25 protein-coding genes and 1 tRNA gene are annotated in these 24,864 nt (G+C 68.1%); 16 read left to right on the plus strand and 10 right to left on the minus strand.

The features are described 5' to 3' along the window. Positions 1-11: 11 nt before the first annotated feature. Positions 12-251 carry a hypothetical protein gene (locus AC07OH_RS05160; protein ID WP_492735529.1) on the minus strand — a complete coding sequence of 80 codons (240 nt, stop codon included), beginning with the start codon at positions 249-251 and terminating at the stop codon, positions 12-14. A gap of 93 nt (positions 252-344) precedes the next feature. Between AC07OH_RS05160 and AC07OH_RS05165 the strand changes: the two genes are divergently transcribed. Genes AC07OH_RS05165 through AC07OH_RS05180 form a run of 4 tightly spaced genes read left to right on the plus strand, consistent with a single transcriptional unit; the run spans position 345 to position 4,211 of the window. After that, a complete protein-coding gene (locus tag AC07OH_RS05165) occupies positions 345-1,811 on the plus strand; it encodes a cobyric acid synthase (RefSeq protein WP_495299834.1) in 1,467 nt (488 codons plus the stop codon). Continuing rightward, positions 1,808-2,851 carry a nicotinate-nucleotide--dimethylbenzimidazole phosphoribosyltransferase gene (cobT, locus tag AC07OH_RS05170; RefSeq protein WP_495299835.1) on the plus strand — a complete coding sequence of 348 codons (1,044 nt, stop codon included), beginning with the start codon at positions 1,808-1,810 and terminating at the stop codon, positions 2,849-2,851. Before AC07OH_RS05165 ends, cobT begins: the two co-directional genes overlap by 4 nt. Then, positions 2,848-3,642, plus strand: a complete 795-nt coding sequence (locus AC07OH_RS05175) for an adenosylcobinamide-GDP ribazoletransferase (protein ID WP_495299836.1) — start codon at positions 2,848-2,850, stop codon at positions 3,640-3,642. Before cobT ends, AC07OH_RS05175 begins: the two co-directional genes overlap by 4 nt. Continuing rightward, a complete protein-coding gene (locus tag AC07OH_RS05180) occupies positions 3,639-4,211 on the plus strand; it encodes a histidine phosphatase family protein (RefSeq protein ID WP_495299837.1) in 573 nt (190 codons plus the stop codon). Before AC07OH_RS05175 ends, AC07OH_RS05180 begins: the two co-directional genes overlap by 4 nt. A gap of 10 nt (positions 4,212-4,221) precedes the next feature. Here the strand turns inward: AC07OH_RS05180 and AC07OH_RS05185 are convergent, their stop codons facing one another. Next, a complete protein-coding gene (locus tag AC07OH_RS05185; protein ID WP_495299838.1) occupies positions 4,222-5,076 on the minus strand; it encodes an Ivy family c-type lysozyme inhibitor in 855 nt (284 codons plus the stop codon). Positions 5,077-5,098: 22 nt separating this feature from the next. After that, positions 5,099-5,746: an endonuclease III gene (gene nth, locus AC07OH_RS05190; protein ID WP_492678793.1), complete on the minus strand. Its 648-nt coding sequence runs from the start codon at positions 5,744-5,746 to the stop codon at positions 5,099-5,101. A 175-nt stretch (positions 5,747-5,921) separates the two neighbouring features. On the opposite strand from nth, the gene AC07OH_RS05195 reads away from it, so the two are divergent. Next, positions 5,922-7,109 (plus strand): aminotransferase-like domain-containing protein, encoded by a 1,188-nt coding sequence (locus tag AC07OH_RS05195; protein WP_447743806.1) that lies wholly within the window; start codon positions 5,922-5,924, stop codon positions 7,107-7,109. A gap of 9 nt (positions 7,110-7,118) precedes the next feature. On the opposite strand, the gene AC07OH_RS05200 is transcribed toward AC07OH_RS05195, so the two are convergent. Then, the gene (locus tag AC07OH_RS05200) at positions 7,119-7,346 is read right to left on the minus strand and encodes a hypothetical protein (protein WP_013541760.1); all 228 of its coding nucleotides are present in this window, start codon (positions 7,344-7,346) and stop codon (positions 7,119-7,121) included. 57 nt (positions 7,347-7,403) lie between these two features. Between AC07OH_RS05200 and AC07OH_RS05205 the strand changes: the two genes are divergently transcribed. After that, on the plus strand, positions 7,404-7,730 hold the full coding sequence (locus tag AC07OH_RS05205; protein ID WP_495299839.1) for a DUF6172 family protein: 327 nt from the start codon (positions 7,404-7,406) through the stop codon (positions 7,728-7,730). A 6-nt stretch (positions 7,731-7,736) separates the two neighbouring features. Here AC07OH_RS05205 and AC07OH_RS05210 read toward each other — a convergent pair whose 3' ends face one another. The 3 genes from AC07OH_RS05210 to mfd are packed head-to-tail and all read right to left on the minus strand — an operon-like array spanning position 7,737 to position 12,987. Next, a complete protein-coding gene (locus AC07OH_RS05210; RefSeq protein WP_495299840.1) occupies positions 7,737-8,801 on the minus strand; it encodes an Ldh family oxidoreductase in 1,065 nt (354 codons plus the stop codon). Then, positions 8,798-9,508, minus strand: coding sequence for a phosphoserine phosphatase SerB (gene serB / locus AC07OH_RS05215; protein WP_447743810.1), 711 nt, complete (start codon positions 9,506-9,508; stop codon positions 8,798-8,800). Before serB ends, AC07OH_RS05210 begins: the two co-directional genes overlap by 4 nt. Continuing rightward, complete coding sequence (gene mfd, locus AC07OH_RS05220) at positions 9,505-12,987, minus strand: transcription-repair coupling factor (RefSeq protein ID WP_495299841.1); 3,483 nt, start codon at positions 12,985-12,987, stop codon at positions 9,505-9,507. The genes serB and mfd overlap by 4 nt, the downstream gene beginning before the upstream one ends. Positions 12,988-13,105: 118 nt before the next feature. On the opposite strand from mfd, the gene ispD reads away from it, so the two are divergent. Beyond that, the gene (gene ispD / locus AC07OH_RS05225; RefSeq protein WP_062480715.1) at positions 13,106-13,819 is read left to right on the plus strand and encodes a 2-C-methyl-D-erythritol 4-phosphate cytidylyltransferase; all 714 of its coding nucleotides are present in this window, start codon (positions 13,106-13,108) and stop codon (positions 13,817-13,819) included. After that, positions 13,816-14,307, plus strand: coding sequence for a 2-C-methyl-D-erythritol 2,4-cyclodiphosphate synthase (gene ispF, locus AC07OH_RS05230; protein WP_070060518.1), 492 nt, complete (start codon positions 13,816-13,818; stop codon positions 14,305-14,307). The genes ispD and ispF overlap by 4 nt, the downstream gene beginning before the upstream one ends. Before the next feature lie 15 nt (positions 14,308-14,322). Here the strand turns inward: ispF and AC07OH_RS05235 are convergent, their stop codons facing one another. Together AC07OH_RS05235 and ompR are read right to left on the minus strand one after the other, a co-directional pair. Beyond that, entirely contained in the window at positions 14,323-15,744 is a 1,422-nt protein-coding gene (locus AC07OH_RS05235; RefSeq protein ID WP_062480711.1) for a sensor histidine kinase family protein, read from the minus strand. Positions 15,745-15,821: 77 nt separating this feature from the next. Continuing rightward, complete coding sequence (gene ompR / locus AC07OH_RS05240) at positions 15,822-16,553, minus strand: osmolarity response regulator transcription factor OmpR (protein WP_007837017.1); 732 nt, start codon at positions 16,551-16,553, stop codon at positions 15,822-15,824. 95 nt (positions 16,554-16,648) lie between these two features. Here ompR and AC07OH_RS05245 point away from each other — a divergent pair, with 95 nt between their 5' ends. Both AC07OH_RS05245 and AC07OH_RS05250 read left to right on the plus strand, forming a co-directional pair. Beyond that, positions 16,649-17,086 carry a hypothetical protein gene (locus AC07OH_RS05245; RefSeq protein WP_495299842.1) on the plus strand — a complete coding sequence of 146 codons (438 nt, stop codon included), beginning with the start codon at positions 16,649-16,651 and terminating at the stop codon, positions 17,084-17,086. Between the two features lie 54 nt (positions 17,087-17,140). Continuing rightward, entirely contained in the window at positions 17,141-17,848 is a 708-nt protein-coding gene (locus tag AC07OH_RS05250) for an SIMPL domain-containing protein (RefSeq protein ID WP_489056919.1), read from the plus strand. Between the two features lie 58 nt (positions 17,849-17,906). Here the strand turns inward: AC07OH_RS05250 and AC07OH_RS05255 are convergent, their stop codons facing one another. Further along, entirely contained in the window at positions 17,907-18,677 is a 771-nt protein-coding gene (locus AC07OH_RS05255; RefSeq protein WP_307693746.1) for a 3-hydroxybutyrate dehydrogenase, read from the minus strand. A gap of 68 nt (positions 18,678-18,745) precedes the next feature. On the opposite strand from AC07OH_RS05255, the gene AC07OH_RS05260 reads away from it, so the two are divergent. The 6 genes from AC07OH_RS05260 to rimO all read left to right on the plus strand — a co-directional run bounded on the left by AC07OH_RS05260 (position 18,746) and on the right by rimO (position 24,772). Further along, positions 18,746-19,699, plus strand: coding sequence for an alpha/beta fold hydrolase (locus AC07OH_RS05260; RefSeq protein WP_495299843.1), 954 nt, complete (start codon positions 18,746-18,748; stop codon positions 19,697-19,699). A gap of 58 nt (positions 19,700-19,757) precedes the next feature. Continuing rightward, complete coding sequence (locus AC07OH_RS05265) at positions 19,758-21,947, plus strand: RelA/SpoT family protein (protein WP_495261621.1); 2,190 nt, start codon at positions 19,758-19,760, stop codon at positions 21,945-21,947. 38 nt (positions 21,948-21,985) lie between these two features. Next, positions 21,986-22,062: transfer RNA gene (locus AC07OH_RS05270), tRNA-Val, on the plus strand. Between the two features lie 267 nt (positions 22,063-22,329). After that, positions 22,330-22,653 carry a hypothetical protein gene (locus AC07OH_RS05275; protein ID WP_495299844.1) on the plus strand — a complete coding sequence of 108 codons (324 nt, stop codon included), beginning with the start codon at positions 22,330-22,332 and terminating at the stop codon, positions 22,651-22,653. 69 nt (positions 22,654-22,722) lie between these two features. Next, positions 22,723-23,283, plus strand: coding sequence for a polyhydroxyalkanoate synthesis repressor PhaR (gene phaR, locus AC07OH_RS05280; protein WP_062480702.1), 561 nt, complete (start codon positions 22,723-22,725; stop codon positions 23,281-23,283). Between the two features lie 82 nt (positions 23,284-23,365). Further along, complete coding sequence (rimO, locus tag AC07OH_RS05285) at positions 23,366-24,772, plus strand: 30S ribosomal protein S12 methylthiotransferase RimO (protein ID WP_495299845.1); 1,407 nt, start codon at positions 23,366-23,368, stop codon at positions 24,770-24,772. The last annotated feature ends 92 nt before the right edge of the window (positions 24,773-24,864 follow it).

Here is a 24,864-nt window from a genome sequence, read left to right on the forward strand (position 1 = left end):
CGGTTCCGGGCTCAGGCTCTGTCGCCAGGGCCCGGATGTGTCGCCGTGGCGGCCGCCTGTTTCAGCGCTACCGCCCCCAGCGCGAGCGCGCTCGAATAGCTGGCCTGCGGGCGCGCAGCCACCCGCAGCGGCCGGTAGCCGAGCGTGTCGGAGGTGCTGCCGGTGTCGTGGACGGCTTCGAGCAGGAGCCAGTAGAACCGGCCCGGCTCACGTTCCTCGACCGTCAGCGCCAGATCGTTGAGGGCGGACATGGCTTGGCGGAGGCGGCCCGCAGCGGGCCGCATCCCTTGGTACGTCCGATTCGGCTTTCCGGATTCGGTTCAGCGCTCAACGACAATCCCCGGATGAGTTCTAGAGCGACAAGCGGGCCGGCGCGCTGCGTCATGGTCCTGGGCACCACCAGCGGCGCCGGCAAGAGCTGGCTGGCCACCGCGCTGTGCCGGTGGTATGCCCGCCAAGGGCTGCGGGTGGCGCCGTTCAAGGCGCAGAACATGAGCAACAACGCCCGCGTGGTCGAGGGCGGCGAGATCGGCAGCGCCCAGTACTTCCAGGCCCTGGCCGCCAACGCCGTGCCCGACGTGCGCATGAACCCGCTGCTGCTCAAGCCCGAGCGCGACACCCACAGCCAGGTGGTGCTGATGGGGCAGGTGAGCGAGTCGCTGTCGACCCTGCCGTGGCGCGGGCGCAGCGAGCGCGTCTGGCCGCAGATCGCGCAGGCCTTCGATGAGTTGCGCGCCGAGAACGACGTGGTCGTGATTGAAGGCGCGGGTTCGCCGGCCGAGATCAACCTCATGGCCAGCGACATCGTCAACCTGCGCGTCGCCCGCCACGCCCAGGCGCGCTGCCTGCTGGCGACCGACATCGACCGCGGCGGCGCCTTCGCCCACCTGTACGGCACCTGGGCGCTGCTGCCCGAGGCCGACCGGGCGCTCATCAACGGTTTCGTGCTCAACAAGTTCCGGGGCGACGCGTCCCTGCTGGCGCCCGCGCCGCAGCAGCTGCAGGCACTGACCGGCGTGCCGACCGTGGCGACGCTGCCCATGTGGTGGCAGCACGGCCTGCCCGAGGAAGACGGCGTGTTCGACGACCGCAGCCGCGCCAGCGGCGTGGTCACGCGCACCGTGGCGGTGGTGGCGTATCCGCGCCTGAGCAACCTCGACGAATTCCAGGCACTGAAGAACGTGCCCGGCGTGCGCCTGGTCTGGGTCCGCACGCCGGCCGACGTGGCCGGCGCCGACTGGATCGTGCTGCCGGGCTCCAAGCACACGAGCGGCGACCTCGCCTGGCTGCGCGCGCAGGGGCTGGACCGCGCCGTGGCCGAGCATGCCGGGCGCGGCGGCGCGGTGCTGGGCGTGTGCGGCGGGCTGCAGATGCTGGGCGAGGCGCTGGTCGATCCGCATGGCATCGACGGCAACGCACCCGGGCTCGGGCTGCTGCCGCTGGTGACCGTGTTCGAGCGCGAGAAGACCGTGCGGCACCGCGAGGCGACCTTTTCCAGCGATCTCGTGGCCGGCCCCTGGTCCGCGCTGGCGGGCGTGCGCATCGCCGGCTACGAAATCCACCACGGTCAGACGGCCGCCCACCCCCAATTGGCCCACGACGGCCGCGCCGTGATGCCCGAGGGCCTGGCCTGGCAGAACGCGCGCGGCAACGTGCTGGGCCTGTACCTGCACGGCCTGTTCGAGGACCCGGCCGCGCTGCAAGCGCTGTTCGGCACCACGGCGCCCACGCTGGACGCCACCTTCGACGGCCTGGCCGACTTCATCGACACCCACTTCGACGCCGGCGTGCTCGCCGGCCTGATCGCATGACCGACATCGACCTGATTCCCGCTGTTCCAGACATCACCGACGCCGCACTCGCGGCGCGCCTGCAGGCCACGCTCGACAACAAGACCAAGCCCGTCGGCGCACTGGGCCGCCTCGAAGCACTGGCGCTGCGCATCGGCACTATCCTGGGCACCGAGCAGCCCGTGCTCGACGCGCCGCAGATGCTGGTGTGCGCGGGCGACCACGGGCTGGCGGCGCGCGGCGTGTCGGCCTACCCGAGCGACGTGACCTGGCAGATGGTCGAGAACTTCCTGGCCGGCGGCGCGGCCGTCAGCGTGCTGGCGCGCCAGCACGGCCTGGCGCTCACCGTGGTCGATTGCGGCGTGCGGCGCGACTTCCAGCCGCGCCCCGGCCTGGTGTCGCGGCGCATCGCCGCCGGCACGGCCGACGCGTCGGCTGGCCCCGCCATGACGCCCGAACAGTGCGCCCAGGCCATCGCCAACGGCCGCGAGGTGGTGCGCGCGCTGCCGGGCAACGCGCTGCTGCTGGGCGAAATGGGCATCGGCAACAGCTCGTCCGCCGCGCTGCTGCTGTCGCGCCTGGCCGGGCTGGACATCGGCCTGTGCACCGGCGCCGGCACGGGGCTCGATGCTGACGGCCTGGCGCGCAAGCGCGAGGTGCTGCGCGAGGTGCTCGCCCTGCACGCGGGCGCGACCGCGCCGCTCGAGGCGCTGGCCGCGTTCGGCGGCTTCGAGGTGGCGACGCTGGTCGGCGCCGTGCTGCAGGCGGCGCAGGAGCGGCGCGTGATCGTGGTCGACGGCTTCATCGCCAGCGCGGCCGTGCTGGTCGCCCAGGCGATTCGCCCACAGGTGACGCAGCGCTGCGTGGCTGCGCACAGCTCGGCGGAGCCCGGGCACACGCTGCTGCTGAAACACCTCGGGCTCGAGCCCTTGCTGAACCTCGACCTGCGCCTGGGCGAGGGCTCGGGCGGTGCGCTGGCGTGGCCGCTGCTCGAATCGGCCTGCCGCATCCTGCGCGAGATGGCGAGCTTCGAATCGGCGGGCGTGTCGCGCCAGCAATGAACGGCGTGCGCCATTTCCTGCTGGCGGTCCAGTTCTTCACCCGCGTGCCGGTGACGGGAAAACTCGCCGCCTGGGTCGGCTTCAGCCCGCAGATGCTGCGCGCCGCCGCGGCGCATCTGCCGGCCATCGGCTGGATCGCGGGTGGGGTGGCTGCTGCGGTGTTTGTCGCCGTGGGGGCCGGCCTGCCGGGCGTGGCAGGGGCGCTGGTCGCGGCCGTGCTGAGCACTGTCGCCACCGTGATGCTCACGGGCGCCTTCCATGAGGACGGCCTGGCCGACGTGGCCGACGGCCTCGGTGGCTCGGCCAGCCGTGAGCGGGCGTTGGAGATCATGAAGGACTCGCGCATCGGCGCTTTCGGCGCGGTCGCGCTGGTGCTGGCGCTGGGCCTGAAGTTCGGCCTGCTCGCCGCACTCGCTGCGCGCGGGCTGGACGTGGTGGCCGTGTCCATCGTCGGTGCGCATGTGCTGTCGCGGCTGGCGCCGCTGTTCCTCATCCGCTGGCTGCCTTATGTGGGCGACAGCAGCGGCAGCAAGGCCAAGCCGCTCGCCGACGCGATCAGCGGCGGTGCGCTGCTCGTCGCCGTGCTGTGGGCCGCACCCGCCGTGGCGCTGCTGCTGTGCGCGCACGACGTGGTGCATGTGGGCGCGGCGCTCGCGGCGCTGGTGCTCGCCGGGGGCTGGATGGCGCGGCTCTTCGTGCGTCGGCTGCAGGGCTTCACGGGCGACGGGCTGGGCGCCACGCAGCAGGTGTGCGAACTGGCGATCTACCTCGCGCTGGCGTGGAAGGCATGAGCACCGCGACCGCCCGGCTCTGGCTGCAGCGCCACGCGCCGGTGATCGCGCCGGCGGGCCTGTGCTACGGCGCGACCGACCTCGACGCCCATGCGGACGGCACGCAGGCCGCCGCGGCGCGCATCGCCGCGGTGCTGCCGGCCGGCATCGCGCTGTGGAGTTCGCCGCTGCGGCGTTGCGCCTTGCTGGCGGACGCCATCGTCGCGCTGCGGCCCGATCTGTCGGTGCGGCGCGATGCGCGGCTGGCGGAGATGAGTTTCGGCGCCTGGGAAGGGCGCCTGTGGTCGGCCGTGGCCCGCGAGGAATTCGAGGCTTGGACGAATCGTTTTGCTGATGCCCCCGCAGGAGGCGATGGCGAGAGCGTGCGCGTCTTCATGCAGCGCGTGGCCTCGGCGCATGCCGACTGGCTGGCGACCGGCGGCGATGCGCTGTGGGTCACGCATGCGGGCGTGCTGCGCGCGGTGCAGCTGCTGTCGCAGGGCGTGTCGTGCCCCGAGCGGGCCGATCAATGGCCCAACGACGCAGCGGCTTTCGGCGACTGGCGCGTGGTCGCCGCGCCGGTCGCCTGACGAGGCGCCGTCAGTTCTTCGCGCGCCACTGCTCGCGCCAGAGCCGGTCGAGCTGCCCCGCGAACTGTGGCGAGGGTCCACCTAGGAGCTGGTTCTGCCCGTTGCGCTGCACCAGGCCGTAGAGCCGGCCCGAGCCCTGGTCGTAGAGCGCGATGGCGTTGTGGTCGTAGCAGTCGTGCGGCTTGCAGAAGGCGTGCAGCAGGTAGCGCGTGCCGTCCACCGTCACCCATTGCGGCTCGGGCGCCGGGCCTTCGCGGCGCACCAGCCAGCGTTCAGTTTCGCGCGTGCCCAGCGCGGCGCGCCAGGCCTTGTCCATCGCAGGGCCCCGGGCGAGGGCGGCCGGGCTGCCCGTGGCGGGTGCCGGTGGCTTGATCGTGGCAGCAGGTTCGGCGGGCGGCGTCGCGGCGCGAGCCGGGCCGTCGCAGCGCCAGTAGCGCTGCTTCATCAGCTCCGGGCCCAACTGACCGACGACCGGCTTGTCGGCCTTCAGCGTGATCGACTGGCCGCGCGCGTCGCGAAAGACCAGGAAATTCATCGTCGCGTTGTCGCCCTTGCCCACGCGGCTCATCAGCGCCACGTCGAAGTTCGGCGGTGGCGGCTGGTTGCCGAAGAAGCTGTGCGCCGTGTCCGGCTGGCGGCCGACCACGCGGCGCTTGCCGCGCTCGGCGATCAGCATGTCTTCGCGCACCTGCAGCGTCGGTGCGGCTGCGTCGGCGCAGTTGGCGGACCAGCGCCCGCCGTAGAGCGCCATCGTCTCGGGCGGCAGCACGCCGTCGCGCGACCAGGCGGCGCCCGCGCTGCACAGCGCTGCGAGGAAGAGGAGGGCGGCGGAAGGCGTCTTCTTGAAAATCGTTGTCGTCGTCATGTGCGAGATGGTGTGGTGCCGCTCAGGCGGTCTTGGGGGCCGGCGTCTTGGGCTTGAACGAGCAGAAGCTGGAAACCGCGCATTCCCAGCAGCGCGGCTTGCGCGCCACGCAGACATAGCGCCCGTGCAGGATCAGCCAGTGGTGCGCGTGCAGGCGGAATTCGGGTGGGATGCGCTTTTCGAGCTTGAGTTCCACGTCCAGCGGCGTCTTGCCGGGCGCAAGCCCGGTGCGGTTGCCGATGCGAAAGATGTGCGTGTCGACCGCGATCGTCTCCTCGCCGAAGGCCACGTTGAGCACCACGTTGGCCGTCTTGCGCCCCACGCCCGGCAGCGCCTCGAGCTCGGCGCGCGTGCGAGGCACCTCGCCGCCGTGCAGCTCGACCAGCATCCGGCAGGCCTCGATCAGGTGCTTGGCCTTGCTGCGGTACAGCCCGATCGTCTTGATGTACGACTCCAGTCCTTCCACCCCGAGGTCGAGGATCGCCTGCGGCGTGTTCGCCACCGGATACAGCCGGCGCGTCGCCTTGTTCACCCCCACGTCGGTGGCCTGCGCCGACAGCAGCACGGCGGCCAGCAGTTCGAAGGGCGTGGTGTATTCGAGCTCCGTGCGCGGCTCGGGGTTGGCGGCCTGCAGGGTGGCGAAGAAGAGGGGGATGTCGGATTTTTTCATGGGTCGTGGTGGCCGCCGTTCACGGCGAGGGGCTCGCGGGGCGCGTGCCGTGGAAGGCAGGGCGAGCACCGGCGTTTGCGGCGATGGATGCAATATATCGTCGAAAAGCCATGGCCCTACGCAGCTTTCCTGCCCGGGCTTTCGCGACAATGACGCCCAGAAAGTGAGACTGACCATGCAATTCGCCTCCCGCCTCGACAACGTCGAAACCTCCGCCATCCGCGAACTCTTCAAGCTGCTGGGCAAGCCCGGCATCATCAGTTTTGCGGGCGGCTTTCCCGACAGCGCCATGTTCGACGTCGAGGGCCTGAAGGAGGCGAGCCAGAAGGCGCTGGCCGAAGAGCCCGGCGCGGCCTTGCAATATGGCGCCACCGAAGGCTACGAGCCGCTGCGCAACCAGCTCAGTTCCTTCATGAAGACCAAGGGTGTCGACGTCGACCCCAGCGGCCTGATCGTCACCACCGGCAGCCAGCAGGCGCTGGACCTGCTAGGCAAGACCATGATCTCGCCCGGCGACAAGGTGATCGTCGAAGGGCCGACCTTCTTGGCCACGATCCAGTGCTTCCGCCTGTACGGCGCGCAGCTCATCAGCGCACCCATCGACGCCAACGGCGTGAAGACCGACGAGCTCGAGAAGCTTATCGCCGAGCACAAGCCCAAGTTCGTCTACCTGATCCCCACCTTCGGCAACCCCAGCGGCGCCATGCTGAGCCTGGAGCGCCGCAAGAAGGTGCTCGAGCTGGCCGTGAAGTACCAGACGCTGATCGTCGAGGACGACCCCTACGGCGACCTGTACTTCGGCGAAGCGCCGCCGCCGTCGATCATGTCGCTGAGCAAGGACGTGCCCGGCAGCCGCGAACTGCTGGCGCATTGCGGCAGCCTGAGCAAGGTGCTGAGCCCCGGCCTGCGCATCGGCTGGATGATCGCGCCGCCCGAGCTGCTGGCCAAGGCCACGATGTGCAAGCAGTTCAGCGACGCCCACACCAGCACCTTCGCGCAGGCCACGGCCGCGCAGTACCTCAAGAGCGGCCGCATGCCCGGCACGCTGGCGCATGTGCGCGAGGTCTACGGCCAGCGTGCGCAGGCCATGGGCGCCGCGCTGACGCGTGAGCTGGGCGATGCGGTGAGCTTCACGCAGCCCAACGGCGGGCTGTTCTTCTGGGCGCGCCTGACGGGCGCCAACGGCAAGCTGGCCGATGCCAACGAGTTGGCCAAGCGTGCGATCGAGAAGCTGGTGGCTTTCGTGCCCGGCGCGCCGTTCTTCGCCGAGAAGCCCGATGTGGCGACGCTGCGCCTGAGCTTTGCCACGGCCGACATCGAGAAGATCGAAGAAGGCGTGAAGCGCCTCGGCCAGGCCCTGTAACGCCGACGTTCAGGGGGACCGGTGCAGCCGGGGCGCCGCCAGCAGGTCCAGGTTGTCTGAAATGGCCGCATCCACGTTCGGATAGCGGCCTTTCATTTTGGAGAGCGTCATGATGGTCTGCAGCGCCTTCAGGTCCTTGACCGACGGCGCGACCTTGATCTGCGCGATGGCCGCAGGGGCGTTGCCGCCGTTCACCAATGCCATCACCTTGCTTGCCCAGTCGTTTGCGCGTGCCATGTCTTCACCTGCTTTCCATTTGAACCGCCGACTTTACACAGCGGGTTACCATCACCCATGAGAAAAACCTTCCAGCTTCAGGTCGAGGGCAAGCACCCCGACCGTCTCCTCGAAGCCGTCAAGCACGAGATCCGCAAGTACATCAAGCGCGAGCGCCGCCGCGACCTGCCCGAAGGCGCCGACTTCTGGGACTTCGACTGCCGGTTCGGCACCGCCCAGGAATCCGCCGAAACCATCCACCTCACGGCCATCACCGGCCTCATCGACGGAGTGGTGAAAGAGGGCGGCAAGCAGTTCTACATCGAGATCCTGGCCAAGCCCGGCAAGCGTCAGCCGCGGCCCGCGGGTGCGTCTGAGCACACCGAGAACGACGGCGAGGAATAAGCCCCGTCAGATCAGCGCCTGCGCCAGCCGCAGGCCATGCCGCTGCTCCGCCTCCTGCAGCGAGCGCGCAATCGACGGGTGCAGCCGCACCCCGTTCGCCGATTGCGCTTCCCGACGCTTCAACCCGCCTTCACCCGGCAGCCGCACAGGCTTGGCCGGGTCGACGGGCGCGTTGTCGCGGCATTTCTCGGCCACGTGGTCCATCTGGCGCAGGAAAGCGTCCTTGCCGCCGAAGGCGTGCAGGTCATGCAGCGTGAGGTGCACCGTCGCGCCCCAGCCTTCGGGCGGGTCGGCGCGCCCGTGGCCCGCGAGGCCGGCCGTGAGCGTCTCGACCAGCAGCGCCATGCCGTAGCCCTTGTGGCCGTGGCTCAGGCCGCCCACGGGCAACAGCGTGCCGGGCGGCTGGTCGAACAGCACCTGCGGGTTGTTCGACGGCTTGCCCGAGGCGTCGATCAGCCATTCCTCGGCGAAGGTCTCGCCGGCCGCGCGCTTGCGGTTGCTCATGCCATTGGTGGTGATCGAGGCCGAGATGTCGACCATCACACCGCCCTGCGACAGCGGAAAGCCCATCGCCAGCGGATTCGGCGTGAACACCGCCTGCGTGCCGCCGAAGGGCGCGACGCTGGCGGTGTTGGGGTCGGAGCAGGCCAGCAGCATCAGCATGTCTTCCTGCAGCGCGCGCAGCATGTAGACCGCGAGGCAGGCGATGTGGTGGCTGCGGCGGATCACGAGCGAGGCCGTGCCCAGTTCGCGCGCACGCGGCACCAGCAGGTCCATGCCTTGGTCCATGAGCCAGGGGCCGGGCAGGCGCCTGCCGTCCCACAGCACGGCGGCGGGGCGGTCGGACAGCACCTCGGGCGCGCCGTCGCGCGTCATGCCGCCCGATTCGATCTCTTTCACGTAGCCGGCCAGCAGCGCAAGGCCGTGCGTGTCGTGGCCCAGCAGGTCGCCTTCGACCAGCGTGCGCGCCACGCTGTCGGCCATCGAGGCCGCGAGCCCCGCTTTCTGCAGCAGGGCACTGGCGTAGTCGCGCAGTGCGTCGGCGCGGTAGAGCGGGGCGGCGTCGGTCATTTCAGGATTTCCAGCACGCGGTCGAGCCCGCCTTCGTTGATCGCCACCATGGCCTGCTCGCGCACCTTCGGCTTGGCGTGATAGGCCACCGACAGCCCGGCCTCGCCCATCATCGGCAGGTCGTTGGCACCGTCGCCCACGGCGATGGTTTCCTGCGGCGAGATGCCCATGAGCGAGGCCACTTCGAGCAGCGTGCGGCGCTTTTCGGCGCCGTCGCAGATGTCGCCCCAGCTTTGCGTCACGACCTGGCCGGTGAGCTGGCCGTCGGCTTCGTCGAGCAGGTTGGAGCGCGCGAAGTCGATGCCCAGGCGGTCCTTCACGCGGTTCGCGAAGAAGGTGAAGCCGCCCGACACCAGCAGCACCTTGAGGCCGGCCTTCTTGCAGGCCGCGACCAGCTCGGTGGCGCCGGGGTTGAGCTTCAGGCGCTCGTCGTACACCTGCTGCAGCGCGGCCACGGGCACGCCCTGCAGCAGCGCCACGCGGCGGCGCAGGCTTTCCTTGAAGTCCTTGATCTCGCCGCGCATCGTGGCTTCGGTGATCGCGGCCACCTCGGCCTTCTTGCCGACGGCATCGGCGATCTCGTCGATGCATTCGATGTTGATCAGCGTCGAGTCCATGTCGAACGCGATCAGCTTGAAGTCGGCGAGCTTCAGCGGCGGCTTCACGCGCTGGAGGACGAGGCCGGGGGAGATTTCAGTAGCGCTCATGCGGGGGCGGTTTCCTTGACGAGGGGTTGTCCGAGGCTGCGCAGCACGTCGCGCACCATCTGGGCGCGGTCCTTCGGCTCCTTGAGTTCGCGCTCGATGCGCAGCTTCTCGTTGCCGGCGAGCTTGATGTGCTTGTTCTTCTGGATCAGCTGGATGATGGCCATGCCGTCCACCGGCGCGTCCTTGCGGAAGGTGATGTTGATGATGCCCGGCGCCGCGTCGACCTTGACCACGCCGTAGGGCCGCGCCAGCACGCGCAGGCGGTGCGTGTCGATCAGCGTCTGGGCCTGCGGCGGCAGCTTGCCGAAGCGGTCGACGATTTCTTCCAGCAGCGTGTCGATCTGGTCGGGCGTCTTCGCGGTGGCGAGCTTCTTGTAGAACGACAGCCGCAGGTGCACGTCGCCGCAGTAGTCGTCGGGCAGCAGGGCCGGGGCGTGCAGGTTGATCTCGGTCGTGACCGACAGCGGCGAGAGCAGGTCGGGCTCCTGCCCGGCCTTCAGCGAGCGCACGGCTTCGCTGAGCATCTCGTTGTAGAGCTGGAAGCCGATCTCCATCATGTTGCCGCTCTGGTTCTCGCCGAGCACCTCGCCGGTGCCGCGAATTTCCAGGTCGTGCATCGCCAGGTAGAAGCCCGAGCCCAGCTCTTCCATCTGCTGGATGGCCTCGAGCCGCTGCGAGGCCTGCTTGGTCAGGCCTTCGGTGTCCGGCACCATGAGGTAGGCATAGGCTTGGTGGTGCGAGCGGCCGACGCGGCCGCGCAGCTGGTGCAGCTGCGCCAGGCCGAACTTGTCGGCGCGGCTCATCACGATGGTGTTGGCGGTCGGCACGTCGATGCCGGTCTCGATGATGGTCGAGCACAGCAGCATGTTGTAGCGCTGGGCCACGAAGTCGCGCATCACGCGCTCCAGCTCGCGCTCGGGCATCTGGCCGTGGGCCACGGCGATGCGGGCCTCGGGCAGGATTTCTTCGAGCTTCTGGCGCCGGTTCTCGATGGTCTCGACCTCGTTGTGCAGGAAGTAGACCTGGCCGCCGCGCTTGAGCTCGCGCAGCACGGCTTCGCGGATCACGCCCGTGCCCTCGTTGCGCACGAAGGTCTTGATGGCCAGCCGGCGCTGCGGCGCGGTGGCGATCACGCTCAGGTCGCGCAGGCCCTCGAGCGCCATGCCCAGCGTGCGCGGAATCGGCGTGGCCGTGAGCGTGAGCACGTCGACCTCGGCGCGCATCGCCTTCATCGCCTCCTTGTGGCGCACGCCAAAGCGGTGCTCCTCGTCGATGATCAGCAGGCCCAGGTTCTTGAACTTGACCGACTGCGACAACAGCTTGTGCGTGCCGACCACGATGTCGACCTGGCCCTCGGCCAGGCCCTTGGCGGCGGCCGTGATTTCCTTGGCCGAGCGGAAGCGGCTCATCTCGGCCACCTTCACCGGCCACTTGGCAAAGCGATCGACGAGCGTCTGGTAGTGCTGCTCGGCCAGCAGCGTGGTCGGCGCGAGAAAGGCGACCTGCTTGCCGCCGGTGACGGCGATGAAGGCGGCGCGCAGGGCGACCTCGGTCTTGCCGAAGCCCACGTCGCCGCACACGAGGCGGTCCATCGGCTGGGGCGAGATCATGTCCTGCACCACGGCGTGGATCGCGGCCTTCTGGTCGGCGGTTTCCTGGAAGCCGAAGTCGTTGGCGAACACCTCGTAGTCGGCCGGCGAGTAGCGGAAGGCATGGCCTTCGCGCGCCGCGCGGCGGGCGTAGATGTTGAGCAGCTCGGCGGCCGAGTCGCGCACCTGTTCGGCGGCCTTGCGCTTGGCCTTTTCCCACTGGCCGGAGCCCAGCTTGTGCAGCGGCGCCTCGTCGGCGCTCACGCCGGTGTAGCGGCTGATCTGGTGCAGTTGCGACACGGGCACGTACAGCGTGGCCTTGTCGGCGTACTCCAGGTGCAGCATTTCCTGCAGCAGCGGCTTGCCGTCGGCGCCCGTGCCCTGGCCCAGGTCCATGTGGATCAGGCCGCGGTAGCGGCCGATGCCGTGCGCGCTGTGGACCACGGGGTCGCCCACGTTGAGTTCGGACAGGTCCTTGATCAGCGCCTCGACGTCGCTGACCTGTTCCTGCTTCTTGTTGCGCCGGCGCGTGGTGGGCGCGGTGGCGAACAGCTCGGTCTCGGTGACGAAGTCGATCGCCTGTTCGCGCCACGCGAAGCCCGAGGCCAGCGCGGCGGTGGCGATGCCGATTTTTTCGTCGCCCGAGGCTTCGAACTCGGCCAGCGAGTCGAAGGCCGGCGGGTTCACGCCGCTGGCGCGCAGGAAGTCGAGCAGGCTCTCGCGGCGGCCGTCGCTCTCGGCGATCAGCAGCACGCGGTGCGGCGTGGCGGCGATGTGGGCCTTCAGGCCGACCAGCGGGTCTTCGGCGCCGCGCACGACGGCAAAGGGCGGCAGCTTGTCGAACTCGGCGTAGGGCGCGTCGGTGGCGATGTCGCCGCGAATGGCCAGCTGCGCGTGCGGCTTGGCGCGCTGATAGAACTGCTCGGCGTTGAGGAACAGCGCCTCGGGCGGCAGCGCGGGGCGCTCGGGGTCGCCCTGCACCAGGCGGTAGCGCTCGTTGGTGTCCTGCCAGAAGTGCTGGAACGCGGGTTCCAGGTCGCCGTGCAGCACGACGGTGGCGTCGGGGCCGAGGTAGTCGAACACCGTGGCCGTCTCGTCGAAGAACAGCGGCAGGTAGTACTCGATGCCGGCGGTGGCCACGCCGTTGCCCATGTCCTTGTAGATGCGGCTCTTGGTCGGGTCGCCCTCGAGCAGTTCACGCCAGCGGCTGCGAAAGCGCGCGCGGGCGTCGTCGTCCATCGGGAACTCGCGGCCTGGCAGCAGGCGCACCTCGGGCACGGGGTACAGGCTGCGCTGGGTGTCGGGGTCGAAGGTGCGGATGGAGTCGATCTCGTCGTCGAACAGGTCGACGCGGAACGGCACCAGCGAGCCCATGGGGAACAGGTCGATCAGGCCGCCGCGCACCGCGTACTCGCCCGGGCTCACGACCTGCGTCACGTGGCTGTAGCCGGCCAGCGTGAGCTGCGCCTTGAGCTTGGACTCCTGCAGCTTCTGCTTGGCCTTGAACTGGAAGGTGTAGCCGGCCAGGAAGGCCGGCGGCGCCAGTCGGTACAGCGCGGTGGTGGCAGGCACCAGCACCACGTCGGCCTCCTTCTGGCTGATGCGCCACAGCGTGGCCAGGCGCTCGCTGATCAGGTCCTGGTGCGGCGAGAAGCTGTCGTAGGGCAGCGTTTCCCAGTCGGGGAACAGGGCGCAGCGCAGCTCGGGGGCGAAGAAGGCGATTTCGTCGATGAGCCGCTGGGCGTCGTTGGCGTCGGCGGTGAACATCGCGGTGGCGCGGCCCGCGGCCTTCTCGCGCATGCCGAGCTGGGCCAGCATCAGCGCATCGGCGGACAACGGGGGACGCGGCAGCGTGAAACGCTTGCCCGCCGGGAGAAGGGGGAGGTCCATGGAGCGGCTCGAAAAATGCACGACACCCCGCGCCGGACGGCGAGGGGTGTGCGAATGTCAATTCTAGAATGGCGGCCCCTTATCCGCTTGTCGGCCATCGGCCCGTGCCGCACCCTCCATGTCTTCTTCCCGTTTCTACGTGCTGATCCCCTGTGCCGGTTCCGGCCACCGCGCCGGCGGCGCGCAGCCCAAGCAGTACCGGCGCCTGGCGGGCCAGTCGATGGTGGCCCACACGGTGGACGCGTTTCGTGCGTTGGCCGGGCGTTTCGCGGGCGTGGCCGTGGTGGTGTCGCCCGACGACCGCGAGGTGCAGACGGCGCTGCCGCGCTTCCCCGTGACCGGCGAGTACCTGCTGCGCGTGGGCGGCCTGACGCGCGCCGCTTCGGTGCGCAACGGCCTGGCGGCGCTGCGCCAGAAGGGCGCCGGGCCGCACGACTGGGTGCTGGTGCACGACGCGGCGCGCTGCCTGGTCACGTCCAGCCAGATCGAGGCGCTCATCGCTGCCTGCGAGCACGACGCCGTCGGCGGCCTGCTGGCGCAGCGGTTGGCCGACACGCTGAAGGTCTCGTCGACCGACAGCCGCTCGACCCAGACCCTGCCGCGCGCCGACAAGTGGCTGGCGCAGACGCCGCAGATGTTCCGCATCGGCATGCTGCTCGACGCGCTGGAGCGCGTGGGCGATGTGGTGACGGACGAGGCCAGCGCCATCGAGACCCTCGGCCTGGCGCCGCTGCTGGTGCCCGGCAGCGCGCAGAATTTCAAAGTGACGTTCCCCGAAGATTTCGCACTGGCCGAGGCGGTGCTGCTCGGTCGCAAGAAGGCCATGGCATGACGACGACCCCGTTCAACATCCGCATCGGCGAAGGCTGGGACGTTCACCAGTTGGTGGCAGGGCGCAAGCTCATCCTGGGTGGCATCGAGGTGCCGCACACCACCGGCCTGCTCGGGCATTCGGACGCCGACGTGCTGCTGCACGCCATCACCGACGCGCTGCTCGGCGGCGCCGGGCTGGGCGACATCGGCCGGCATTTTCCCGACACCGACGCCCAGTTCCGCGGCGCCGATTCGGCCGTGCTGCTGGCCGAGGCGGCGCGCCGCGTGCGGGCCGCCGGCTGGGAAATCGGCAACGTCGACAGCACCGTGATCGCGCAGGCGCCGAAGCTGGCGCCGCACATCCCGGCCATGTGCCAGCGCATCGCCGACACGCTGGGTATTGCGCTCGATCAGGTCAATGTGAAAGCCAAGACGGCCGAAAAGCTCGGCCCGGTGGGCGAGGGGCGGGCGATGGAAGCCCGCGCTGCGGTGCTGCTGCACCGCTGAACCCGGGATTCTTCTTCAGGCGACCTGCTTCTTGCCCGGCACCTCGCCGGGCTTGCTGCTGCCCGCCGGCATCGCGCGCGGCATCCGGATGTGGGCTGCGAGGCCCCGGCCCGGCGTGCTGGTGAGCGCGAAGGTGCCGCCCATGCGCTCGATGTTCTTCGCCACGATCGACAGCCCCAGGCCGGCGCCGGCCGCCGAGGTGCGTGCCGCGTCGCCGCGGAAGAAGGGCTTGGTCAGCTGCACGAGCAGGGCGGGCTCGACGCCCGCGCCGTGGTCGCGGACCTTGATCAGCACCGCGTCGTTGTTGGCCTGCGCCTGGATCGTGACGTCGGCCACGCCGGTCGACGGCGTCTTGCCGTAGCGCCGGGCGTTCTCGACCAGGTTGGAGATCACGCGCGTGAGCTCCACCTCGTCGCCCATCACCTTCAGGTCGGCGGGCACGTCGACGTGGATGTTCATCTCTTCGTAGTCCTGCACGGCGTAGGTGCAGGCGTCGATCACGTCGCGCAGCAGCACCGGGCGCTGGTCGACATGGTCGGGGCGGGCGTAATCGAGGAACTTGTCGATGATGGCGTCGAGCTGTGCGATGTCGGCGGCCATGTGGTCGCGCGCGTCTTCGTCGGCCACGCTCATCTCGGTTTCGAGCCGCAGCCGGGCCAGCGGCGTGCGCAGGTCATGCGAGATGCCGGCCAGCATGATGGCACGGTCCTGCTCGATCTTGGCGAGCTGGTCGGCCATGCGGTTGAAGCCGATGTTGACCGCGCGGATCTCGTTGGTGCGGGCGCGCTCGTCGAGCCGGTGCGCCTCGTACTCGCCCTCGCGCACCTGCAAGGTGGCGCGCGACAGCTGCTTGAGCGGCAGGTTGATGAGCCGCGTGATCAGCGCCGCGCCGGCGAGCGACAGCGCCATCGCCGTGCTGAGCCAGACCAGCCAGGTGCGCCCGCCCACGCGGCTGAAGCGCGTGGGGTCGAGCAGCAGCCAGTAGGTGTCGCTCTCGATGGTGAAGCCAATCCACAGGCCCGGCTCGTCGTTCACGCGGCTGGCCACCGTGGTGCCTTCGCCGAGTTGGGCGATCAGCTCTTCGGTGACGCGCTCGTCGAGCGCGCCGCTGGTGTAGGGCTGGAAGCGGTCGTTGGGTTCGCGCGGCAGGATGCGCACGCCTTCCTGGTCGGCCAGCGTCTTGATGAGCGAAACCCGCGTGATCGCGTCCGAATACACGAGCGCCGCGCGCGTGAGGTTCACGAGCGAGGCGATCTGGTGCCCGGTCTGGATGGCACGCGGCTCGTATTCGAGCGAGCGGAAGGTCTGCAGCCAGGCGACCGTGCAACCGATCAGCAGCAGTGCGAGCAGGAAGAAGGTGCGCCAGAAAAGACTGAAGCCCAGCTTGAGGCCGGGGCGGCGGTCACGTTGCGCGCTCGCTTCGAGCGGGCTCGGCATCGTGACCTGCGCACCGTCCTCCTGGGCCGGGTCAGGTCGGGCGGAATGGAGGCCGATGGCCACCTCTCAGCGGGTCGTCAGGCCGTGCCGTCCGGCACGAACACGTAGCCCACGCCCCAGACGGTCTGGATGTAGCGCGGCGCCGCGGCGTCGGACTCGACCAGCTTGCGCAGGCGCGAGATCTGCACGTCCAGGCTGCGGTCGAAGGGTTCGAATTCGCGGCCGCGGGCCAGCTGGGCCAGCTTTTCACGTGACAGCGGCTGGCGCGGGTGGCGCACCAGCGCCTTCAGCATCGCGAACTCGCCGGTGGTCAGCGAGAGTTCTTCGCCGTCCTTCTTCAGGGTGCGCGAGCCGAGGTCGAAGGCGAACGGGCCGAAGGTGACGGTCTCGTTCTCGGTGGAGGGGGCGCCCGGCGCCTCGAGCGGCGGACGGCGGCGCAGCACGGCGTGCACGCGGGCCAGCAGTTCGCGCGGGTTGAAGGGCTTGCCCAGGTAGTCGTCGGCGCCGACTTCGAGACCGACGATGCGGTCCACGTCTTCGCCCTTGGCGGTGAGCATGATGATCGGCGTGCGGTCGTTGGCGGCGCGCAGGCGGCGGCAGACGGAGAGACCGTCTTCGCCGGGCATCATCAGGTCGAGCACGATCAGGTCGACCGTGTCGCGCAACAGGATGCGGTTGAGCGCCTTGCCGTCCTCGGCCACGATCACTTCGAATCCTTCCTGCGTCAGGTAGCGGCGCAGGAGGTCGCGGATGCGGGCGTCGTCGTCGACGATCACGATCTTGTCGGTGCGAGCGGGAACTTGAGTCATTTCTACAACGTTGAATTTGTAACAGCGCCGATTCTGAAGGCGTTAGGACCCCATTGCTGCCGAATTCCGTAGTGGTTGACACTAAGTTACACAACTTGCGGCCGCTCGCCGTCTGGTCATCCGGGCTTTGCCCGGCGGTGGCACAGTCCGTGCTGCCTTATGACGATTGCGCGATGAGACCTTCTTTTTCTGCCTTGCCTCTGCTTTTTTTCGCATGCGCCTGTGGTGCGACGTCCGTCGCTTCCGAAGGGTTTTTGCGGGTCAGTGAAGGGCGCCGCAGCGAAGTGCGCGATGCCGTGGCCGCGCACCGGGCGGCCCAGCGGGAAGAGCAGCGCCGTGGCGAAGCGATCGCCGGGCGCCGCCTCACGGCGGGCGAATTGTTCGAGTTGAGGCAGCAGGTCCGGGGGCAGTGGGTGCCCATGGGAACGGGTGTTCTTCTGAATTCGGCAGAATCACAGCCTGCCGAGCGCATCGTGCCGGCACCGCAGCCCGTCGCCAGTCCGCAAACCGCGCCGCGCAGCCTGCGCCACTGAAGAAGAAGGCGCAGGCGAGGGCTTTTCCTCGCATCCACCAGGGAGAAATCTGTCTTGAAGACTGTTCAATTGATCGCGGCCTGCGCCGCGCTGACCTTTGCCGGTGCCGCCTTGGCCCAGAATGCCGTCATGCCTGCTCCACAAAACGTGCTCCAGCTGTCGGTCTCCGGCACCGTCGAAGTTCAGCAAGACCTGCTGAGCATGACCCTCGTCACCACGCGCGACGCCGCCGAAGCGGGCACCGTGCAAACCCAGCTCAAGACCGCGCTCGACGCCGCGCTGGCCGAAGCCAAGAAGAATGCGCAGCCGGGCCAGCTCGATGTGCGCACGGGCAACTTCAGCCTCTCGCCGCGCTACACCAAGGACGGCAAGATCAACGGCTGGCAAGGTTCGACCGAACTCGTGCTCGAAGGCCGCGACTTCGCGCGCATCACCCAGACGGCAGGGCGCATCAGCACGCTCAGCGTGGGCAACGTCGGTTTCGGCCTGAGCCGCGAACAGCGCGCCAAGACCGAGACCGAGGCACAGAACATCGCCATCGACAACTTCAAGCAGAAGGCCACCGAGCTGGCCAAGGGCTTCGGCTTCGGCGGCTACACACTGCGTGAGGTGTCGGTGAACGCGAACGACAGCGGCCCGATTCGTCCGCGCGTGATGGCCATGCAGGCCAAGTCGTTCTCGGCCGCCGATTCGGCCGTGCCGGTGGAAGCAGGCAAGACCAGCGTGGTCGTGAACGTTTCCGGGTCGGTGCAGCTCAAGTAAGAAGCGCACGGCGCCGGCGGGCCGATGCCGCCGGCGTCTTCCGTATCTCTCTATTTATTTACTGAGCCGTCCAGCCGCCATCCATGGCCCAGGCGACGCCCCGCACCTGATCGGCTGCGGGAGAGCTCAGGAAGACGGCCAGCCCGCCCAATTGCTCGACTGTCGTGAATTGCAGCGAGGGCTGCTTTTCCCCCAGCAATTCGTTCTGCGCCTGGAGGGCCGAAATGCCTTCGCGCGCCGCGCGGTCGTCGATCTGCTTTTGCACCAGCGCCGTGAGCACCCAGCCCGGGCAGATCGCGTTGCAGGTGACGCCGGTGGTGGCGGTTTCGAGCGCCACCGATTTCGTCAGGCCCACGATGCCGTGCTTGGCCGCGACATAGGCCGACTTCTGCGCCGAGGCCACGAGCCCGTGCGCCGATGCCACATTGATGATGCGGCCCCAGTTGGCCTCGCGCATCGCCGGGATCGCCAGGCGCGTCGTGTGGAAGGCGCTCGTGAGGTTGATGGCGATGATCGCGTCCCAACGTTCGGTCGGAAAGTCTTCGACCTTGGCGACGTGCTGGATGCCGGCGTTGTTGACGAGGATGTCGACGCGGCCGAACTTCGACGCGGCGAACTTCATCATGTCCTCGATCTGGTCGGGCTTGCTCATGTCGGCCCCGTGGTATTCGGCGCGCACGCCGAGCGCCTCGATCTGGGCCTTGGGGGTGTCGGCGTCGCCGAAGCCGTTGAGCACGATGTGTGCGCCCTGTTGGGCCAGCGCCTTGGCGATGGCGAAGCCAATGCCACTGGTGGACCCCGTGACAAGCGCGGTTTTGCCTTTGAGCATGAAGATCAATCTCCGGATGAATTAGGATGCAACGAGACCATTATCCGCACCCGAACCCCTCCGTTTCCATGACAGAACCGACCCTTCACGACGTGGCCTGCAACGACGCCCAGGGCGGTCACCGCATGGCCTATTGGCAATGGGGCAGCGCGCACAGCGCGCATGTCGTGGTCTGCGTGCACGGACTGACCCGGCAGGGGCGCGATTTCGACGTGCTCGCGCAGGCCATCGTGGCGCGCGCGGGCGGCGATGTGCGCGTGGTCTGTCCCGACGTGGTCGGGCGCGGGCGCAGCGACTGGCTGCGCGACCCTGCTTTCTATCAAGTGCCCGTGTATGCCGCCGACATGGTGACGCTGATCGCGCAGCTGCACGGTGAGCATCCCATCGACACGCTCGACTACGTCGGCACCAGCATGGGCGGGCTGATCGGCTTCGTGCTGGCCGGCCACAAGGAGCTGCCGCTGCCACGGCCCATTCGCCGCTTCGTTGCGAACGATGTCGGCCCCACGGTCGAGCCCGCAGCCATCCAGCGCATCGGCGCGTATGTGGGCAAGAGCGGCCAGTTTCCGAGCGTGCAGGCTGCGGCCGACGCGATGTGGGCCATGTCGACCACCTTCGGGCCGCACACGCCGGAACAGTGGCGTGCGCTGTCGCAGCACATGGTGGTGCCGGCGTCCGAACGCAGCGCCGACGGTGCCGCCAAGACCGCCAGTGCCGGCCCGGTGGGCGAGGGCGCCTGGGTGCTGCACTACGACCCGGCCATCGGCGTGCCGTTGCGCGCCATCACGCCCGAAATCGCGGCGCAGGGCGGGGCGGTGATGTGGAGCCTGTACGACGCCATCGAGGCGCGTACGCTGCTCACGCGCGGCGCGGTGTCCGATCTGCTGTCGCCCGAAACGGCGGCGGCGATGACGCAGCGCGGCCCGCGTGCCACGCTCGTCGAGTTCGAGGGCGTGGGGCACGCGCCGACTTTCGTCGATCCCGCGCAGGTCGCCGTCGTCACGAATTTCCTGTTCGATTGAGGGCATCGTGAAGCGAGAGTCTGCGAACCTTCAGACGGCACCCCTGTCCGACGGTGTCATGGTCGACTACCCGCTGTCGGCTGCCACGGCCGACCGCTCGCCGGTCATGGAGAACATGCTGGCGCGCGCCCGCGCGTTCGCCGAGCCGCTGATCGCCGACGAAAAACTCGACACCGGCGAGAACACGCTGGCGCACGCCGATGCCGTGGCCGCCATCGTCGCGAAGATGGGCGGCTCCGAGGCGATGCAGGCCGCGAGCTACCTCGTGTATTCCTGCCAGCACCTGAACCGCCCGCAGGAAGTGATCGCCAAGGTTTTTGGCGACAACTTCGCGGCGCTCGCGGTCGAGACCACCAAGCTCGTGCGCGTGCAGGAGCAGGCGCGCACGGCCTCGCAAGGGCACCACGCCGAAGGCGCCGGCGCACAGACCGAGAACGTGCGCAAGATGCTGCTCGCGTTCTCGCGCGACCTGCGCGTGGTCATGCTGCGACTGGCCTCGCGCCTGCAGACGCTGCGTCACGCGGCGGCCAGCAAGCAGCCCGCGCCCGAGAGCGTGGCGCGCGAGTCGCTGCAGGTGTTTGCGCCGCTCGCGAACCGGCTGGGCATCTGGCAGGTGAAGTGGGAGATCGAAGATCTCTCGTTCCGCTTTCTCGAGCCCGAGACCTACAAGCTGATCGCACGGCTGCTCGACGAGAAGCGCATCGAACGCGAAGGCCACGTCGAGCAGTTGCGCTCGCAGCTGGAGCACGAGCTGCAGGCCGAAGGCGTCAAGGCCACGGTGCAGGGGCGTCCGAAGAACATCTACAGCATCGTCAAGAAGATGCGCGGCAAGTCGCTCGACTTCGAGCAGGTCTTCGACATCCTCGCGCTGCGCGTGGTGGTGCAGGACGTGAAGGACTGCTATGCCGCGCTGGCCTGGGTGCATTCGCACTTCCAGCCCATCGACGAAGAGTTCGACGACTACATCGCACGGCCCAAACCCAACGGCTACCAGTCGCTGCACACGGTGGTGCGCGAGATCGTCGATGGCAAGGTGGGCAAGCCGATCGAGATCCAGATCCGCACCGAAGAAATGCACGACCACGCCGAACATGGCGTGGCCGCGCACTGGGCCTACAAGGAAGCGGGCCACAAGGGCTACGCGGGCGTCTGGGCCAGCGGCGAGTACGACGCCAAGATCGCGGTGTTGCGCCAGCTGCTGGCCTGGGAGCGCGACCTGTCGGGCGGGTTGCAGGGGCAGGGGCTGTTCGACGACCGCATCTATGTGCTCACGCCCGATGCCGCCATCGTCGAGCTGCCTCAGGGCGCGACGCCGGTCGATTTCGCCTACACGGTGCACACGACGCTGGGACATCGCTGCCGCGGTGCGCGTGTCGATGGCGCGATGGTGCCGCTCAACACGCCGCTGTCGAACGGGCAGACCGTCGAGATCATGGCGGCCAAGGAAGGCGGGCCGTCGCGCGACTGGCTGAATGCGGAGCTGGGTTATCTGGCGAGCCACCGCGCACGCGCCAAGGTGCGCGCCTGGTTCAACGCGCAGATCACGCACGAGACCGTGGCGCGCGGACGCGAGGCCGTCGAGAAGCTGCTGCAGCGTGAAGGCAAGACGGCCATGCGGCTTGAGGACCTGGCTTCGCAGCTCGGCTTCAAGTCGGCGGACCATCTGTTCGAGGTGGTCGGCAAGGACGAGTTCTCGCTGCGCAACATCGAGACGCTGCTGCGCCCGCCCGAGCCGGCGCTGAACCCAGATGACGGCGTGCAGATCAAGAAGGCCCGCGGCAGCGAGAAGTCGGGCAAGGGCGGTGTGCTGGTGGTGGGCGTGTCGTCACTGATGACGCAGCTCGCCAAGTGCTGCAAGCCGGCGCCGCCGGATGCGATCCGCGGCTTCGTCACGCGTGGCCATGGCGTCAGCGTGCATCGCGCGGATTGCAGCAACTTCCGCACGATGGCTGCGAAGGATGGCGAGCGTGTGATCGATGTCGAATGGGGTCTGCCGAAGAAGGGCGCGGATGCGCCGGTCTACGCGGTCGACGTGGCCGTGGAAGCGGCCGACCGTCAGGGCCTGCTGCGCGATATCTCTGACGTGTTTGCACGCGAGAAGATGAACGTGATCGGCGTGCAGACGCAGTCGATCAAGGGCACGGCCTGGATGACCTTCACCGTGGAAATCGCCGATGCCGCGCGTTTGACGCAGGTATTGAGTGTGGTGACTGCGGTGACTGGTGTGCGATCTGCACGTCGGCGCTGAAAAGGGCCATTTCTCCTGCTATACTCGATGCTTCTCTTAGGCGCGTAGCTCAGTTGGTTAGAGCACCACCTTGACATGGTGGGGGTCGTTGGTTCGAATCCAATCGCGCCTACCAAATTCAAACACGGGTTGCAGCGATTTCGCTGCAACCCGTTCGTCGTTTGGACGACGTGTTTGTCTCTGGATTCGCCCGGTCGTCCTGAGTGATCGGCGCAAGCAAAAAACCCTTTCGCGGGCAGCCCTTCGCGCGGTGCAGGCAAGGCCCTGGCGCCATGTGGTTGTGCTACCTTGAGTGGTCTGCCAACCTTCTCGAATTTCCTTGATAAGCGATCTGATGAATACGCGATCAACGCCAGTTGATCGGGCGCACGCCGACCACCGCGTGGCCGCATTGCTCAAGCAGGCCCCTCTCGAATTTGCGCGCGCGGTTTACGGCATCAATGACCTTGCTGTCGGCCGCGCCGACACCATGGCCGCGCGCGAAGTGGCGCGTGCACAACGACAGGGCATGCCTGTGACCGAGGAGCGCGCCGAGCAGCGCGCGCGTGCCTATCTTCCGACAGCGGGGCAGGAGCATTGCCCCCGATGCTGGGTTGTCTACGGGCAGAAGATCCCGCTGCGATTCAGGTTGTCGACCCCGGAGCGTCCAGAAACTGCAGCGTGTCATGCGTGCGGTGCCGAGTACGCGACCGCGCCGGATGCCTGAAGAAGAATCACGGTCAGGGTAAACCTTGTCGCGATGCAGCAAAACCGCTCCCTAGAATCATCCGATGACATGGGCGTCCATGTGAAGGAGTCTGTAGTGCAGAGCAAGAAGTCCGGGGTGAAGCCGGTCCAGCGTGTGATCAAGAAGTACCCCAACCGACGGCTCTACGACACGGAGACATCCACGTACATCACGCTGACCGAGGTCAAGCAACTGGTCATCAAGAACGCGCAGTTCGTGGTGCGCGACGCCAAGACCGGCGACGACCTCACGCGCAGCATCCTGCTGCAGATCATTCTGGAAGAAGAGGCGGGTGGCGCGCCGATGTTCACCGAGCAGGTGCTGGCCAACATCATCCGTTTCTATGGCCAGGCCATGCAAGGTTACATGGGCCCGTACCTCGAGAAGAACATCCAGGCCATGACCGAGATGCAGGCCCAGCTCGCCGAAAAGGCCGAAGGCCTGACGCCCGAGATGTGGTCGCGCTTCATGACCATGCAGTCGCCGATGATCCAGGGACTGATGGGCAATTACGTCGAACAATCGAAGAACGTCTTCCTGCAGATGCAGGAGCAGATGCAGAAAAACACCGAGCAGGTGCTGGGGGCCTTTGGCATCAAGCGCCCCTGAGCGCCGCGCGGCGGCCCGCCCGAATGGGGCGACTGCCCGATGAATGCCCTGCTGTCACCGATAGCTGGGACAATAGAGGCCTATGAGCGAAGTTGCCTCCCCTGAACGTACCGTCACGCCGACCGCCCCCAAGGTCGGCTTCGTCAGCCTTGGTTGCCCCAAGGCTTTGACCGATTCCGAATTGATCCTGACCCGGCTGAGCGCCGAGGGATATCAAACCTCCAAGACCTTCGAGGGCGCCGACCTCGTGATCGTCAACACCTGCGGCTTCATCGACGATGCCGTGAAGGAAAGCCTGGACACCATCGGCGAAGCACTCGCCGAGAACGGCCGTGTGATCGTCACTGGTTGCCTGGGTGCCAAGACTGGCGATCAGGGCGGCAACCTCGTGCGTCAGATGCACCCCAGCGTGCTGGCAGTCACCGGCCCGCATGCCACGCAGGAGGTGATGGACGCGGTGCACGCCAACCTGCCGAAGCCGCACGACCCGTTCATCGACCTCGTGCCGAACACCTTCGGTGTGGCCGGCCTCAAGCTGACGCCGCGGCACTACGCCTACCTGAAGATCAGCGAAGGCTGCAACCACCGTTGCACCTTCTGCATCATTCCCTCGATGCGCGGCGACCTCGTTTCGCGCCCGGTGGGTGATGTGCTCAGCGAAGCCAAGGCCTTGTTCGAAGGCGGCGTGAAGGAGCTGCTGGTGATTAGCCAGGACACCTCGGCCTACGGCGTCGACGTGAAGTACCGCACCGGCTTCTGGGACGGCAAGCCGGTCAAGACCCGCATGCTCGAGCTCGTGCGCACGCTGGGCGAGATCGCCGAGCCGTATGGCGCCTGGGTGCGTCTGCACTACGTGTACCCGTATCCGAGCGTGGACGAAATCATTCCGTTGATGGCGAGCGGCCTGGTGCTGCCGTACCTCGACGTGCCGCTGCAGCACAGCCACCCCGACGTGCTCAAGCGCATGAAGCGGCCGGCCAGCGGCGAAAAGAATCTGGAGCGGATCGCGCGCTGGCGCGAGACCTGTCCCGAACTCGTGATCCGCAGCACCTTCATCGCTGGCTTCCCGGGCGAGACGGAGCAGGAGTTCGAGCACCTGCTCGACTTCATCCGCGAGGCCGAGATCGATCGCGCAGGTTGCTTTGCCTACAGTCCGGTCGAAGGCGCAACCGCCAATGACATTCCGGGCATGCTGCCTGAAGCCGAGCGCGAAGCGCGCCGTGCTCGCTTCATGGAAGTGGCAGAGGCTGTGTCGATCGCCAAGCTGCAAAAGCGCATTGGCTCGACGATGCAGGTGCTGGTCGATTCAGCGCCGGCGATGGGCCGCAAGGGTGGGGTGGGGCGCACGTACGCCGATGCACCGGAGATCGACGGCACCGTTCGCCTCCTGCCGCCCGAAAAGATCAGCAAGACGATGAAGGTCGGCGAGTTCACGCGTGCCCGCATCGTCGGCGCCGAAGGCCACGACCTGATCGCGTTGCCCGTTTGATGCGCCTGATTCAAACGGCCAAGAAAAAAGCCACCGGAGGCCGGTGGCTTTTTATAGAAGACCTGGTAAGGGTCTGTTCAATCTTGGTGCCC

The sequence above is a fragment of the Variovorax sp. GW821-FHT10C12 genome, assembly GCF_059415405.1.